Annotated in this window: 13 protein-coding genes and 1 tRNA gene; 7 read left to right on the top strand and 7 right to left on the bottom strand. The window is 70.4% G+C overall.

Annotation, left to right across the window (positions count from 1 at the left end):
- Nucleotides 1-84 precede the first annotated feature (84 nt).
- Nucleotides 85-1,131, top strand: a complete 1,047-nt coding sequence (locus tag CEF10_RS02005) for a Glu/Leu/Phe/Val family dehydrogenase (protein WP_101065671.1) — start codon at nucleotides 85-87, stop codon at nucleotides 1,129-1,131.
- Between the two features lie 10 nt (nucleotides 1,132-1,141).
- Here CEF10_RS02005 and CEF10_RS02000 read toward each other — a convergent pair whose 3' ends face one another.
- Nucleotides 1,142-1,972: an SDH family Clp fold serine proteinase gene (locus tag CEF10_RS02000; RefSeq protein ID WP_101065670.1), complete on the bottom strand. Its 831-nt coding sequence runs from the start codon at nucleotides 1,970-1,972 to the stop codon at nucleotides 1,142-1,144.
- Nucleotides 1,973-2,115: 143 nt separating this feature from the next.
- Between CEF10_RS02000 and CEF10_RS01995 the strand changes: the two genes are divergently transcribed.
- Together CEF10_RS01995 and CEF10_RS01990 are read left to right on the top strand one after the other, a co-directional pair.
- Nucleotides 2,116-2,463, top strand: a complete 348-nt coding sequence (locus CEF10_RS01995) for a hypothetical protein (protein WP_232796368.1) — start codon at nucleotides 2,116-2,118, stop codon at nucleotides 2,461-2,463.
- A 43-nt stretch (nucleotides 2,464-2,506) separates the two neighbouring features.
- Nucleotides 2,507-2,956 (top strand): nucleoside deaminase, encoded by a 450-nt coding sequence (locus CEF10_RS01990; protein ID WP_101065669.1) that lies wholly within the window; start codon nucleotides 2,507-2,509, stop codon nucleotides 2,954-2,956.
- A 36-nt stretch (nucleotides 2,957-2,992) separates the two neighbouring features.
- On the opposite strand, the gene ileS is transcribed toward CEF10_RS01990, so the two are convergent.
- Nucleotides 2,993-5,923 carry an isoleucine--tRNA ligase gene (ileS, locus tag CEF10_RS01985; protein WP_101065668.1) on the bottom strand — a complete coding sequence of 977 codons (2,931 nt, stop codon included), beginning with the start codon at nucleotides 5,921-5,923 and terminating at the stop codon, nucleotides 2,993-2,995.
- A 227-nt stretch (nucleotides 5,924-6,150) separates the two neighbouring features.
- On the opposite strand from ileS, the gene CEF10_RS01980 reads away from it, so the two are divergent.
- Nucleotides 6,151-6,561 (top strand): group III truncated hemoglobin, encoded by a 411-nt coding sequence (locus CEF10_RS01980; RefSeq protein WP_101065667.1) that lies wholly within the window; start codon nucleotides 6,151-6,153, stop codon nucleotides 6,559-6,561.
- A gap of 105 nt (nucleotides 6,562-6,666) precedes the next feature.
- Here CEF10_RS01980 and CEF10_RS01975 read toward each other — a convergent pair whose 3' ends face one another.
- Genes CEF10_RS01975 through CEF10_RS01965 form a run of 3 tightly spaced genes read right to left on the bottom strand, consistent with a single transcriptional unit; the run spans nucleotide 6,667 to nucleotide 9,562 of the window.
- Nucleotides 6,667-7,674 (bottom strand): YcjF family protein, encoded by a 1,008-nt coding sequence (locus tag CEF10_RS01975; protein ID WP_101065666.1) that lies wholly within the window; start codon nucleotides 7,672-7,674, stop codon nucleotides 6,667-6,669.
- Nucleotides 7,671-8,138 carry a GNAT family N-acetyltransferase gene (locus CEF10_RS01970; RefSeq protein ID WP_101065665.1) on the bottom strand — a complete coding sequence of 156 codons (468 nt, stop codon included), beginning with the start codon at nucleotides 8,136-8,138 and terminating at the stop codon, nucleotides 7,671-7,673. Before CEF10_RS01970 ends, CEF10_RS01975 begins: the two co-directional genes overlap by 4 nt.
- A complete protein-coding gene (locus CEF10_RS01965; protein WP_101065664.1) occupies nucleotides 8,135-9,562 on the bottom strand; it encodes a YcjX family GTP-binding protein in 1,428 nt (475 codons plus the stop codon). Before CEF10_RS01965 ends, CEF10_RS01970 begins: the two co-directional genes overlap by 4 nt.
- A 140-nt stretch (nucleotides 9,563-9,702) precedes the next feature.
- Here CEF10_RS01965 and truA point away from each other — a divergent pair, with 140 nt between their 5' ends.
- The 3 genes from truA (at nucleotide 9,703) to CEF10_RS01950 (ending at nucleotide 11,665) form a co-directional block, all read left to right on the top strand.
- Nucleotides 9,703-10,485 (top strand): tRNA pseudouridine(38-40) synthase TruA, encoded by a 783-nt coding sequence (gene truA / locus CEF10_RS01960; RefSeq protein WP_101065663.1) that lies wholly within the window; start codon nucleotides 9,703-9,705, stop codon nucleotides 10,483-10,485.
- A gap of 37 nt (nucleotides 10,486-10,522) precedes the next feature.
- A complete protein-coding gene (locus CEF10_RS01955; RefSeq protein WP_101065662.1) occupies nucleotides 10,523-11,536 on the top strand; it encodes an NAD-dependent epimerase/dehydratase family protein in 1,014 nt (337 codons plus the stop codon).
- A gap of 52 nt (nucleotides 11,537-11,588) precedes the next feature.
- Nucleotides 11,589-11,665 (top strand) — tRNA-Arg (locus CEF10_RS01950).
- 25 nt (nucleotides 11,666-11,690) lie between these two features.
- Here the strand turns inward: CEF10_RS01950 and CEF10_RS01945 are convergent.
- Nucleotides 11,691-12,605 (bottom strand): peptidoglycan-binding protein, encoded by a 915-nt coding sequence (locus CEF10_RS01945; protein WP_157932933.1) that lies wholly within the window; start codon nucleotides 12,603-12,605, stop codon nucleotides 11,691-11,693.
- A 32-nt stretch (nucleotides 12,606-12,637) separates the two neighbouring features.
- Nucleotides 12,638-14,218 carry a PASTA domain-containing protein gene (locus tag CEF10_RS01940; RefSeq protein ID WP_101065660.1) on the bottom strand — a complete coding sequence of 527 codons (1,581 nt, stop codon included), beginning with the start codon at nucleotides 14,216-14,218 and terminating at the stop codon, nucleotides 12,638-12,640.
- Nucleotides 14,219-14,224 lie beyond the last annotated feature (6 nt).

Raw genomic sequence — 14,224 nt, 5'->3', positions numbered from 1 at the left:
CGGCCAATCGTAACCGGAATTTTACCGTGATTTGCTGTTTTTTCGCGCCGGAGTCTTCGTATCTATCGGGCAGGAGGAGATCCCATGCTTACCAGACTCGAATCCGACACGCACGAAGCGGTCTACCGTGTCGAGGACGCACCGACCGGCCTGCGCGGCTTTATCGCGCTGCATTCCACGCACCTCGGGCCGGCTGCCGGCGGCCTGCGAATGCGCCGCTATTCCGGCGACGGCGCCGCGCTGGACGATGTGCTCAACCTGTCGCGCGGCATGAGCTACAAGAACGCCGCCGCCGGCCTGCCATTGGGGGGCGGCAAGGCCGTGATCATGGGCGACCCCGCCAGCGACAAGACATCGGCGATGCTGCGCGCCTTCGGCCGCGCCGTCGATGCGCTCGAGGGCCGCTACTGGACGGCCGAGGACATGGGCATGACACCCGACGACATGGCCGAGATCGCCCAGGAAAGCAGGTTCGTCGCGGGCCTCGACCGCGGCGCGCACGCCAGTGGCGACCCGTCGCCGATCACGGCGCGGGGCGTCCTGGGCGCGATGCGCATCGGCGCGCGCCACAGGCTGGGCAACGATGATCTTGCCGGCAGGCACGTCGCCGTGCAGGGGCTGGGGCACGTCGGCTGGCACCTGTGCCGGCTGCTGCACGACGCGGGCGCGCGCCTGACAGTCGCAGACACCGACACCGTGCGGCTGGCGGCCGCACAACAGGACTTCTCGGCGGAAACCGCCGCGCCTGAGGACATACACGCGGCCGCCGCCGATATCTTCGCCCCTTGCGCCATCGGCGGCATCCTGAATGCCCGTACCGTCCCCGGAATCCGCGCCGCGCTGGTCGCGGGTGCGGCCAACAACCAGCTCGATACCCTCGGGGATGCTGACGCGCTCGCCTCGCGCGGCATCCTCTACCTGCCCGACTATGTCGCCAACGCGGGGGGCATCATCAACGCCGCCACCGAAATCCTGCAAATCGAGGACCGCGAGATCTGGGTGCGCGAGAAACTGACCGCGCTCGAGACGACGATGCAGCGCATCCTCGACCGCGCCGAGGCCGCAGGCTCCAGCCCGGCGCGCGTCGCGGATCAGACGGTCGAAGACGCGATGCTCAACGAAGCGGTCTAGGGGCACCCGCTCAGGTCATCCGCTTGCCCGGCGGATCAAAGGGAATGAATTCGACCGCGCTTTGTTTCACCGGCTGCGGGTAGAGTTTCATGAGGTCCAGAACCTCGGGCGGCATGTCCACCGTGACCGAGGGCACGCCGAGATCCTTCGCCTCCTGCGGCGTCAGGGCGTAATCATGCGTCCATATGCCGCTGGTCAGCGTATCGGCCAGTTTCTCGGCCGTGGCCTGCTCGATCCGCGGGGTCATGATTTCCACCGCGCCGCGGCGCACCTGCGCGATCGCCTTGTCGCTGACATCGGCCAGCACCAGCGCCACGTCCGAAACGTGTTCGACCGGCTTGGCGTCCCGGGCGGCCAGCACAGACGCCGCCGACACGCCCATGATCTGCGGATCGATCGGCCCCAGCATGGAGAACTCGCCCATCACGATCTCGTCGGCCGCCAGCGCGATCAGCGTGCCGCCCGACATCGCGTAGATCGGCACGAAGACCGTCACCTTCGCCGGATGCGATTCGACCGCCCGGGCGATCTGCATCGCCGCCAGAACCAGCCCGCCCGGCGTGTGCAGCACCAGGTCGATGGGCTTGTCGTCGGGGGTGGCCTTGATCGCCGAAATGATGGTCTGCGCATCCTCGAGGTCGATCATGCGCGACACGTTCACGCCGAACAGGCTGCGCTTTTCCTGGCGGTGGATCATGGTGATCACCCGGCTGCGGCGCTTGCGCTCGATCCCGCGGATGGCCTGTTCGCGGCGGAACGCGAACAACCGGGCTGCCAGTACGGGCTGTGCCAGCATCACGATCACGGCGATGAGGATGAGGGTCGAAAGATCGAGGGTCATCGTGTCGTCTCGCGCCTCCCGTTGCGCCGCACCGCGGCATGCGGCGCCGAGTGTTGCAGGTCGCGGCACGCTTGTGAATTGAAAAAACCGGAAGAATGCGCCATGTATCCCGCAGGGGACAGCAAGGCCGGTCAAGACGCACCATGAGAAACCCGATCATCCTGTGCACGGTCACACTTCTGGCCGGATGCGGCGGCGCCCCCCCGCCCGAACGGCCGGAGCTGGCCGCGCCCGTGGCGCGCATCGCGTCGGGTCCGATCAGCCGGGCCTGCATGGAGTCCGACCGCCCCGGACGGTCGCGCGAGTTGTGCGGCTGCATACAGGCGGTCGCGGACCGCACGCTCACCGGGGCGGAGCAGAGCCGCGCCGTGACCTTCTACCGTGATCCGCACGCCGCGCAGGAAGTGCGCCAGTCGGATCGCCATTCCGACGAACGCTTCTGGGACCGCTACAAGGCCTACGGCACCGAGGCCGAGCGGATCTGCAGCTGACCCCGACCCTTGCGCCGACCGGCCGGCCGGGGCACAGAAAGCCATGACGTTCCGCAGCCACATGGACGCCGCCCTGGCGCAGGCCCGCGCCGCCGCCCGGCGCGGAGAGGTCCCGGTGGGCGCGGTTCTGGTCGCCCCCGACGGGTCCGAGGTCGCCCGCGCCGGAAACCGGACGCGCGAGCTCGACGATCCGACCGCCCATGCCGAGATCCTGACGATCCGCGCCGCCTGCCGTGCGGCGGGCAGCGAACGGCTGCCGGGCCACGCGCTCTATGTCACGCTGGAACCCTGCCCGATGTGCGCCGCGGCCATCGGTTTCGCGCGCATCGCCCGGCTGGTCTACGGCGCCGCGGACCCGAAATCCGGCGGCGTCGCCCACGGCCCCCGCATCTTCACGCATCCGCAGTGCCACCACCGCCCCGAGGTGATCGAGGGCATCGCCGAGGCCGAGGCCGAGCGGCTTCTCAGGGACTTCTTCGCGCGCAGGCGTTGAACCGCACGGCGACGGGGGCAGCGCCCCCGCCTCGCCTCATGACACCTCTGCCGTCCGCTCGCGCAACGCCGCGTCACAGCGGGCGCAGGTGCCGGGGTGGCCGTGCGCGCCGACATCGGGCAAGACCTTCCAGCAGCGATCGCACTTGGTGCCCTCCGCCGCCTCGAAGACCACACCGACGCCGTCCACCTCGGGCAGGCGGAACGCCTCGGCCGGGCTGGGGTCACCCGTCAGCTGCAGCCCGGAGGTGATGCAGATGTCCGCGAAATTCACCGACTTGAGCACCTCGAGCATTTCCGGATCGCGCACGTGCACCACCGGTGCGGCCTCGAGGCTGGCACCGATCACCTTGTCGGCGCGCTGCACCTCCAGCGCGGCGGTGACCACGCGGCGGGCCTGCCGCACCTGTGCCCATTTCTGCGCCAGCGGCTCATTGATCCAGTCGGCCGGGGTCTCGGGGATGTCGTGCAGGTGCACGCTGCTGTCTTCGCCCGGGTAACGCTCCAGCCAGACCTCCTCCATCGTGAACACCAGCACGGGTGCCAGCCACGTGGTCAGCCGGTGGAACAGGATGTCCAGCACCGTGCGTGCCGCGCGCCGCCGCGCCGTGTCACCGTCGCAGTAAAGCGTGTCCTTGCGGATGTCGAAGTAGAACGCGGACAATTCCACGGTGCAGAAGTTGAACAGCGCCTGGAACACGCCCTGGAAATCATAGGCGGCGTAGCCCGTGCGCACCCGGTGGTCGAGTTCGGCCAGACGGTGCAGCACCCACTGTTCAAGCTCGGGCATCTCCGACAGCTCCACCCGGTCGGCTTCGGAGAAATGCGCCAGCGACCCCAGCATGAAACGCATGGTGTTGCGCAACCGGCGGTAGCTGTCGGCCACTCCCTTCAGGATCTCCGGCCCGATGCGCAGGTCGGCGGTGTAGTCGGACTGCGCCACCCAGAGCCGCAGGATGTCCGCGCCATACTGCTGGGTCACGTCGTCGGGCGCCACGGTGTTGCCGAGGCTCTTGGACATCTTGTTGCCCTTCTCGTCGAGCGTGAACCCGTGCGTGAGCACCCCGCGGTAGGGCGCGCGCCCGATGGTGCCGCAGGCCTGCAGCATCGAGGAATGGAACCAGCCGCGGTGCTGGTCGGTGCCTTCGAGGTAGAGATCGGCCAGCCCGTCCTCGGTGCCGTCGGCGCGGTCGCGCAGCACGAAGGCGTGGGTGCTGCCCGAATCGAACCACACGTCGAGGATGTCGTCGACCTTCTCCCAGGCGTCGGGGTCCACGATGCCGTCCAGGAAACGCTCCTTGGCGCCCGGCTTGTACCACGCGTCGGCGCCCTCCGCCTCGAAGGCCGCGAGGATGCGCGCGTTCACCTCCGCGTTCTTCAACAGGAACCCGGGGTCCGTGGGCGCCGCGCCCTTCCTGGTGAAACAGGTCAGCGGCACGCCCCAGGCGCGTTGCCGGCTCAGAACCCAGTCGGGGCGGGTCTCGATCATGGAATGCAGCCGGTTGCGCCCCGAGGGCGGCGTCCAGGTGACCAGCGCGTCGATGGATTTCAGAGCGCGCTCGCGGATCGTGGTGCCGTAATCGTCCTTGCCGTCGCCCAGCGGCCGGTCGATGGCGGCGAACCACTGCGGCGTGTTGCGGTAGATGACCGGCGCCTTGGACCGCCACGAATGCGGGTAGGAATGCTTGATCTTGCCGCGCGCCAGCAGGCCGCCGACCTGCGCCAGCTTGTCGATGATGGCCTTGTTGGCATCGCCCTCCTTGCCGTTCTCCTTCAGGATGCGCGTGCCGCCGAAGAAGGGCAGGTCGGGGCGGAAACTGCCATCGTCCAGAACGTTGTGGGTGATGACCCGGTCGAGCATCCCCAGCTCCTGGTAGAGCAGGTACTCGTCCATGCCGTGGCTCGGCGCGCAATGGACGAAGCCCGTGCCCTCCTCGTCGGTGACGAAATCGGCGGCGCGGAAATCGCGGGGATCGTCCCATTCGCCGTTCGAGCCTTCGGCGCCGGCCAACGGGTGGGCGAGCGACAGGCCACTCAGTTCCTCGGCCGTTACGCCACGCAGGCGTGTCCACTGATCGTCGTTGAGCCGCGCGCGGCCCAACACATCCTCCGCCAGCTTGTCGGCGAGGATGTAGCGATCGCCGACATTGGCCCAGCATTCCTCCGGCGTGTCCGTCACCTCGTAGAGGCCATAGGCGATGTCCTCGCCATAAACGACCGCCTTGTTCGACGGGATGGTCCAGGGCGTGGTGGTCCAGATCACCACGTGCGCGCCGGCCAGATCGGCATCGGCAGGAGCTTCGACGCGGAACTTCACCCAGATCGTGAAGCTCTCCTTGTCGTGGTACTCCACCTCGGCCTCGGCCAGCGCCGTCTTCTCGATGGGCGACCACATCACCGGGCGCGAGCCCTGGTAGAGCGTGCCGTTCATCAGGAATGTCTGGAACTCCTCGGCGATGATCCGCTCGGCGCGGTAGTCCATCGTCAGGTAGGGATCGGCCCAGTTGCCGGTCACGCCCAGCCGCTTGAACTCCTCGCGCTGCACGTCGATCCAGCCCTCGGCGAACTTCCGGCATTCCTGCCGGAAATCGACCATGTCGACCTCGTCCTTGTTGCGCCCCTTGGCGCGGTAGTCCTGCTCGATCTTCCACTCGATGGGCAGGCCGTGGCAATCCCACCCGGGGATGTAGCGCGCATCGTAGCCCAGCATCTGCTGGCTGCGCACCACCATGTCCTTGAGGATCTTGTTGAGCGCGTGGCCGATGTGCAGATGCCCGTTGGCATAGGGCGGCCCGTCGTGCAGCGTGAAGGGGGGGCGGCCCCGCTTTTCGCGCAGGCGGTCATAGACGCCGATCGTCTCCCACCGGGCGAGCCACGCGGGCTCGCGCCTGGGCAAGCCCGCGCGCATCGGGAAATCGGTCTTCGGCAGGTTCAGGGTGTCTTTGTAATCGGGCGTGTCGGCGCACATCGGTGGCGTCCTTTGTCGGCTGTCTCTTGCGGCGGATGAGGGCGGCGCGGGGTCCCTGACGCCTTGTCCCGGCGGCCCTGGATCCTCAGAGCGCCGGGCCGGTAATTCGAATGAGGATCGCACGCAGGCTGGTCATGGCCCGCCTTATAGGCACGCAGGCGACAAGCGTCCAGAGGGCGGCCCGCCCACGTCTTGCGCCCGGCCGCGATCCGGGCCAGATGAGGCGTATGAGCACCGCACTGCCGCCACGTTTCGACATCACCCGCCCCGAGATCGAGCGCGTCGTCGCCCGCTTCTACGCGTCCGTGCGCGCACACCCGGGCCTGGGGCCCGTCTTCGCCGCGCATGTCGACGACTGGCCCGCGCACGAGGAAAAGGTCACCCGCTTCTGGGCCAACATCATCCTGCACGAACGGGGCTACGACGGCAGCCCGATGGCTGCCCACGTCAAGGCGGGCAACGTCAAGCCGGGCATGTTCTCGACCTGGCTGGCGCTGTTCGACTCGGTCCTGCAGGCCGAGCTGCGCCCCGATCAGGCCGCAGCGTGGTCCGCGCTGGCACACCGTATCGGTCGCTCCCTGCGCGCGGGCGTCACCGACCGCGAAACGCACGAGGGCGGCGTGCCGAAACTCCGTTGACCCCGCTGCTTCATCTTGCCCGAAATACTCCGGGGAGCGCGAGGGGCAGCGCCCCTCGCCACGTCGATCGCGCGCGCCGCAGGCGCACTGCTTTCGTCCAAACCATCAGCTCTGGCCGAACAACCCGGTCAGCGCGCGCTTGACCAGCCCCGAGACGGACGGCCGCCGCCCGGCGCCGAAGGAAACGGGGCGGCAGACCTCCATCGCCGCCACGCCGACGCGCGCCGTCAGCGCCCCGTTCACAAGCCCCTCGCCGAAGCGGCGCGACAGTTTCGACACCAGCCCGCCCCCGGCAATGGAGCCCAGCAGGTCGTCGCCCACCGCCACGGCCCCGGTGGCCACCAGGTGCGTCAGCACCGCCCGTGCCAGGCGCCAGCTGCCCAGCGTTCCCGCGCGTCCGCCGTAGATCTCCGCGATGCGGCGGATCATCCGCATGTTCGCGCCCAGCGCGGCCACCACGTCCACCAGCGCCAGCGGCACCAGCGCGGTGGCCGCCGCCACCTGCCGTGCGGCCGCCTGCACCTCGGCCGCCGCCGCCGTGTCCAGCGGGGCCAGCAGCTCGGCCTCGGCGAGATCCAGAAGGCCGGCGGCATCGAACTGCTCGTGCCCGCGCTCGGCCAGTCGCGCCCGCCCCCAGCGCGTGTCCTCCCGGCCCGCGTAGAGACGGTCAAGCCGGCCCGTCACCTCCCGGGCGGCGGAAAGATCCGCATCGCTGCGCGCGCGTGCGGCTGCGCGCTGCAACCGGTCGATTCGCCGCAACCGGGCAAAGCCCGCGGCCTCGCGCAGCGCGATCGCGGCCAGAACGGCGACGAGGGCCAGCAGAAGCCCCGCAACCGCATATCCCAGCAGGCGGTGCCGGGCGATCATGGCGGCCGCGAAATCCCAGGCTGCGACCGACACCGCCGCGGCGATCACCGCGGCCAGAAGCGTCCAGAACGCGCGGGCCAGCCACGACGGCCGCCGCGCCGCGAGGCCCGCCAGGGTCTGCATGGCACGGCCCTCCGGCGCGCGGCCGTCCGGTTCCTCCGGGTCGGGAACCGGCGGAACGGCATCCGGTCCGGGCCGGGTGCCTTCCCCCTCCTCCAGGTCGATCAGGATCGGGCCTTTCGTCATGCCGGCGTCTCCCTTCTCCGTGCCGGCCAGACCATGCGCACGTCCGGCAGGTTCTCGTCATTGTCCGCGCCGGCGCCGAAACCGGCCTCGGCAAAGCCCTGCGCTGCATAGAACCCGCGCGCCGGCGCATTTGCCTGCACCACCCGGAGTTCCAGCCTGGCCTCGCGCGTCTTGGCCTCGTCGAGAAGTGCGCGGCCGAACCCGCGCCCCCGCGCCCGCGGGTGGACATAGAGCGCGTGGATGTGCCCGCCGTCACGGGCGATGAACCCCGCCGGCCCGCGCTCGTCCGCGATGACGCGCACCCATCCGCGCCACACGACGCAGGCCAGGGCGCGCAGGTCGGCACTGCGCGTGCGCACGCGGGGCAGCCACGGCGTGGCGCGTGTGAAGGCCCACAGGATACCCGCCAACCGCGGCAGGTGCCACAGCCGCGCGCGCCGCGGTGCGAGGGGTGCGCCCGTCACAGGCGGTCTCCGATCAGGAACTCGGCCGCCCGGTCGAGGCGGATGTGCGGCGGCCCCTCGCCGGGCTTCAGCGTCAGCCGCGCCGGTGCGAAGGCCCGCGCGCCGAATTCGTCGTCGAGCCACGTTGCGCCGCCGTCGCGGGCGGCCGCCAGCACCCGTGCGGGATCCTCCGGAAGCGCGCCGGTATGAAAGGCCGCCTGCCGCCCGCGCGCGCCATCGGGCTCCAATAGCGTGCCGCGAATGCAGTCGAGCGTCTCGCCCTTGTGCGCGACCGTTTCCTCGACGGTCGCGCGCAGCGCCGCGATGGCCATGGCACGGGTCTCGGCCCCGGCGAAATCGGCGCGGTCGCGGGCGTCGCGCACCAGCGCGGCGGTGATCGCGGCCAGCCGGTCGTGCTGGGTGTGGTGCAGGTGGTCGGCCTTGGTGGCGGCGAACAGGATACGGTCGACGCGCCGGCCGCGCAGAAGACGGGCAAGGACGGCGTTGTGGCCGGGGCGGAACGCACCGAGGATCTCCGCCATCGTGCGGCGCATGTCATCCACGGCCGACGGCCCGTCGTGCAGCGCGCCCAGGACGTCCAGCAACACGACCTGCCGGTCGATCCGGGCGAAGTGATCGCGAAAGAAGGGTTTGACGACCTCGCGCTTGTAGGCCTCGAACCGCCGGTCCATCTCGCGCCACAACGACCCGCGCGGCGCGGCTTCGGGCCGCGGCAGCGGCGCGAAGGTCAGCACCGGGGACCCCGCCAGGTCGCCCGGCAGCAGGAACCGCCCCGGCGTGCAATCGGAATACCCCGCGTCCCGCGCGGCATGCAGGTAATCGGTGAAACCGCGTGCCAGCTGCTGCGCCACGGGTTCGTCCAGGGGGGCGGTGCCGTCGGCCGCGCGTGCCTGGGCCACGAATGCCGCCGCCTGCGGCCGACCGGCGATTCGCGCCAGTACGGTTTCGGACCACTCGGCGTAGCTGCGTTCCATCATCGCGAGGTCGAGAAGCCATTCCCCCGGGTAATCCACGATATCCAGGTGCACGGTCCGCGGCCCGGCCAGCCCGCCCAGCAACCCCTCGGGCTGCACGCGCAGCGACAGCCGCAGTTCCGACACCGCCCGCGTGCTTTCGGGCCAGTGCGGTTCCGCGGCCGTCAGCGCGCCGACATGCCCTTCGTAGTCGAAGCGCGGAACGGTGACGTCCGGCTGCGGTTGCAGGAAGGCGGCGACGATGCGCCCCTGCGCGGCCGCCTGAAACGCCGGCATGCGCCCGCGGTCCATCAGGTTGGCGACAAGCGATGTGATGAAGACCGTCTTGCCTGACCGCGCCAGCCCGGTGACGCCAAGCCGGATCACCGGCTCGAAAAGCGCCTCGGACACGCGGTCGCCCAGCGTCTCCGTCCCGCGCGTGACGGCGTCTGCCAGTGTCGTGAACGCCAAGCGCCTGCCCCTTCTGCCCCGGTCCGTCCCGGTGTCCCCCGGTCGGCCGCAGCCTAACCCCGCCACGCGCACCATGCCAGCACCCTGTCGGCCGTGGCGCAACCTTCCGTCGCGGGGCAAATCGCGCTAAGGGGCCTGCCATGCCACGTTATGCCCTGCGGATCGAATACAACGGCGCCCCCTTCTGCGGGTGGCAACGACAGCGTGACCAGCCGTCGGTGCAAGGTTCGGTGGAAGAGGCGCTGGCGCGGCTGGAGCCGGGACCGCACCGCATCGCCGCCGCCGGACGCACGGACGCGGGCGTTCATGCGCTGGCACAGGTGGCCCATTGCGACCTGACCAAGGCTTGGACACCCTTCCGCCTGTCGGAGGCACTGAATTACCACCTGAAACCCGCGCCGGTCGCGGTGGTGGACTGCGCCCGAGTGTCGGAGGATTGGCACGCGCGGTTCTCGGCCATCGAACGGCGCTACCTCTTTCGCCTGCTGATGCGGCGCGCACCGGCCACGCTGGAACGCGGGATGGTCTGGCAGGTGCCGCGCGACCTGGACGTGGCGGCGATGCGCGCGGGCGCGGCGCACCTTGTGGGTCACCACGACTTCACCACCTTCCGGTCGTCGATCTGCCAGGCCAACAGCCCGGTCAAGACGCTGGACGACCTTCGGATCGACCACCACGCGGGCCAGAGCGGGCCGGAGCTGCGTTTTCGCCTGCGCGCGCGGTCGTTCCTGCACAACCAGGTGCGCAGCATCGTCGGCACGCTGGAACGCGTGGGCGCCGGCGCCTGGGCACCCGACGACGTGCGCGCGGCTCTGGCGGCGCGCGAGCGCGCGGCCTGCGGCCCGGTCAGCCCGCCGCAGGGGCTCTACCTTGCCGGCGTGGGCTACCCGGACGACCCCTTCGCGCGCGACTGGGCGAATTGATCTCGCGGGCACGGGCACGATCACCTAGAAGGGGGCCATGACACGGGTTCTTATCACCGGCACCGCCGGCTTCATCGGCTATCACCTCGCCCGGCTGCTGCTGGACCAGGGCATGCGCGTGCATGGCTACGACGGCATGACGGATTACTACGACGTCGCCCTCAAGCAGCGGCGCCACCAGATGCTGTTGCAAAGCCCCGGTTTCACCGCGACCGAGGCTTGGCTGGAAGACAACGAGACGCTGCAGGCAGCCGCCGACGACTTCGCGCCCGACGTGATCGTGCACTTGGCCGCACAGGCCGGGGTGCGTTACAGCCTCGAGAACCCGCGCGCCTACATCGACAGCAACTTGGTGGGCACCTTCAACGTCATGGAGGCCGCCCGCGCCCACGCGGTGCGGCACCTGCTGATGGCCTCGACCAGCTCGGTCTACGGCGCCAACGCCGAGATGCCCTATGCCGAGACGGCCAAGGCCGACACGCAGATGACTATCTACGCCGCCACGAAGAAGGCCAACGAGAGCATGGGCCACGCCTATGCCCACCTGTGGGACCTGCCCACGACGATGTTCCGCTTCTTCACCGTGTACGGCCCGTGGGGCCGGCCCGACATGGCGCTGTTCAAGTTCGTCGACGCGATCCTCGAGGGCCAGCCCATCGACGTCTACAACCAAGGCGAGATGTACCGCGACTTCACCTACGTCGACGACCTGGTGCGCGGCATCCGCCTGCTGATGGACGCGATTCCCGAGCGCCCCGAGACACCCGCGGCGATCGAGACCGGCGACAGCCTGAGCCCGGTGGCGCCCTTCCGCATCGTCAACATCGGGAACTCGGAAAAGGTCCGGCTGCTGGATTTCATCGACGCGATCGAGGCCGAATTGGGCATTCCCGCCCGGCGCAACTACATGCCCATGCAGATGGGCGACGTGCCCGCGACCTGGGCCGACGCGTCCCTGCTGCAGCGACTGACCGGGTATCGCCCGCAGACCGATTACCGCGACGGCATCGCGCGCTTCGTGGCGTGGTTCCGCGACTACTACGGCACATAGGCGTTTTGGCTTTGATTCCGTCAGGCGGGGGCGCTAAAGACCCTCAGTTGAAGACCCCGTAGCTCAACTGGATAGAGCAGTTGACTTCTAATCAACAGGCTGAGGGTTCGAGTCCTTCCGGGGTCACCATTTCCCAGCCGGCACGATGCCCGCGTCAATCCGGATGGAGCCGCACCCGGCCCTCGACCTTGCGACCGTCGCGGTAAAGGGTGAAGGGCGTGGTGCGCCACTCCTGCGGGTAAAGGGGCGCCAGCCGAAGGACGACCAGCCGGAGCTTCGTCGCATCCACGATGCCCCGCGCGCCCAGAGACACGATCAGGTCGCCCCGCCGCATTCCGGCGCGACTGGCGGCGCTGTCGTCAAGAACCCGCTCGACCAGCACGCCGGTCTTGCTGTCCGCGCCGGCGGCCAGGGCCTGTTCGCGGCTCGGGTTGCGCACCATGACGCCAAGCGTGGCGTGCCGCATCCGGCCCGAGGCCGTGAACATCCGCTTCAGCCTGTCCACCAGCTCGGGGGTGATGCGGCCGTCCACCGTCAACCCGCTGCTTTGCTGGAACTCGCGGATCGCGGCACGCGTCCGCGGCCCGGGCGTGCCGTCGATCTTGCCGACGATGTAACCGCGCTCGACAAGATATCGCTCCGCCTTGCGCACCAGCGCGGGGTCCGGCGCGGCGTCCCCGGGCGGCGTGGCGGCGTCCGGCGCGGGCACCGGCGTTTCCTCCTCCTCCGGCGGCGCCTGCGGTGCCGGGGCCCGTGCCGTCCCGTTCTCGATGGTGGCGCGATACCCCACCTGCGGCGGCGAGGACACCTCGCCGACCTGGCGGGCACGCACGCGGCCGGTGCCACCTTGGATCACGCGCCATTCGCCGGAGATCGCGACCGGGCCGATACCGGGAATTTCGCCGGAAATGGTGACCTTTGCCCCGGGATCCACCTGCGCGCCGGCAGGCAGGGCCAACGTGACCGTATCGCCTTCGACCGCGGCGACCTCGGCCGCGACCGGGGCGGCGTGGGCGGGGACGGCGGGCAGCGCCAGAAGCACCAGGATCACGGAAACCCAGCAGCGCAACGCGATCATCCTTCCGACCCTCCGTGGTTTCATCACAACCGCCCGGCAGCGGCCTTCATGTGGGGTTGAAGCTCTTGCAGGATCGTCTCGCGCATCTCGTCGAACGGCAATCGGCCCCGGTCGAGTTGACCGACGACGGCGAATTCGATGCGGCGCGCCCGCAGCCACGACTCGCCCGAGGCCTGCCGCAGGTCGGCGCGAAGGTGCATCACGATCCCGCCGTCCTCCGGGGCCGGGGCCAGTTCGATCTCGACGGTCATCGTCTGCCCCTCCTCGGCCGTTTCGTGAAGGAAACGCAGGCGCCCCTCGCCGAGGCGTGTCAGCGATGACAGCCCGGCGAGCCTTTCGTTGGCGTCCTCGGCCCCGGGGCCGCGTGGCGCGACGAACCGGAAATCGTCACCCTCCGGGGCGAGCGCGAGGCCGAACGGCAGCCCCTGTTCCAGCCCCGTGACCGCCGCCGAAACGATCGCGACGATCGCGTCGCCGATGTTCTCGGCCAGGTCCGATCCCATGATCTGGCGATTGCCCGTTGCCTTGGCACGGCGCCAGCCGGATTCAAGCCTGTTACGGAATTGCGCCGGGCTGACCCGCGCGCCGTCAAGGCGGATCTCGGACAGCTGCACGGTGCCGCGCCAGGCACCTTCCCAGGCCACCTCAGCCGCCGGTTCCTCGGGCTCGGGCGCGGGGGGCGGTGCGGGGTCGGCGACGGGCGGCGCCTCGGGGCGCGGCGGGTGCAGCAGGATCGTGACGGGCGAGAACTTGGGCAGCGTCGCGCCTGCGGGCGGGCGCGTGCCGATGACGGTTCCGGGCTCGCCCGCGCCGGCCTCGGGCGCCTTGCCCAGCGCCGGGCCGGCCGGGTCGAAGCCGGCGGCCGTCAGCCGGCCGCGCGCGGCCTCGAGCGTTTCTCCGGAAAGATCGGGCACGGTGACCTTCGGGCGCGGGGCGTAGACCCGCAGCGACACCTCCGACCCCGCGGACACCGTCGCGCCGGGCGGCGGGCTGGCGGAAAACACCCGGCCGGGCGTTTCGTGGCGGTCGTCGGCGGGCGCCCCCAGCACTGGCACCGCGGTCAGCCCGGCGTTGGAAAGCCGCCCCTTCGCCATGGGCAGGGGCAGACCGACGACAGCCGGGACGGTGACCGGCTCGGCCTCTTCCTCTTCGAGGCGCTCGGCCCGCAGCGTCAGCCGGTAGGGCGGCGGCAGCGCCGCGCGCTCGGCGCGCAGCCCGAGATCGACGGGATCGGGCAGTGCCAGCCGCGTCGCCCCAAGCCGAAGGTCGGCCGGGTCGGGCAGTGCCTGGCGTGTCGCGCGAAAGGACAGCTCGACAGGATCCGGCAGTGCCGCGCGGTCGGCCGTCAGGCCCAGTTCCCGCGGTGGGGGAAGCGCCTCGCGCGCTGCCTCGAGGCGCAGCTCGGCCGGATCGGGCAACGCCGCGCGGGTGGCGGACAGGCCGAGTTCGGACGGCGCGGGCAGGTCCGCGGCGGCGGGCAGCGCCGTCTCGGCGCCCTCCTGCGCCGCCCCTGGCCCGGCCATCCCGGCGAACAGCACAGCGACCGCCAGCGCGCGCATCCCGCGCGCCACGCGTCCGCCCCCCGGCATGTTGCGCGTGCCCATGTCCCC

Origin of the sequence: Roseovarius salinarum (genome assembly GCF_002834145.1) — a bacterium.
GTDB classification, from domain to species: Bacteria; Pseudomonadota; Alphaproteobacteria; order Rhodobacterales; family Rhodobacteraceae; genus Roseovarius; species Roseovarius salinarum.
The sequence above is the reverse complement of the archived record's forward strand: the minus strand, read 5'-3'. Positions and strand labels throughout refer to the sequence as shown.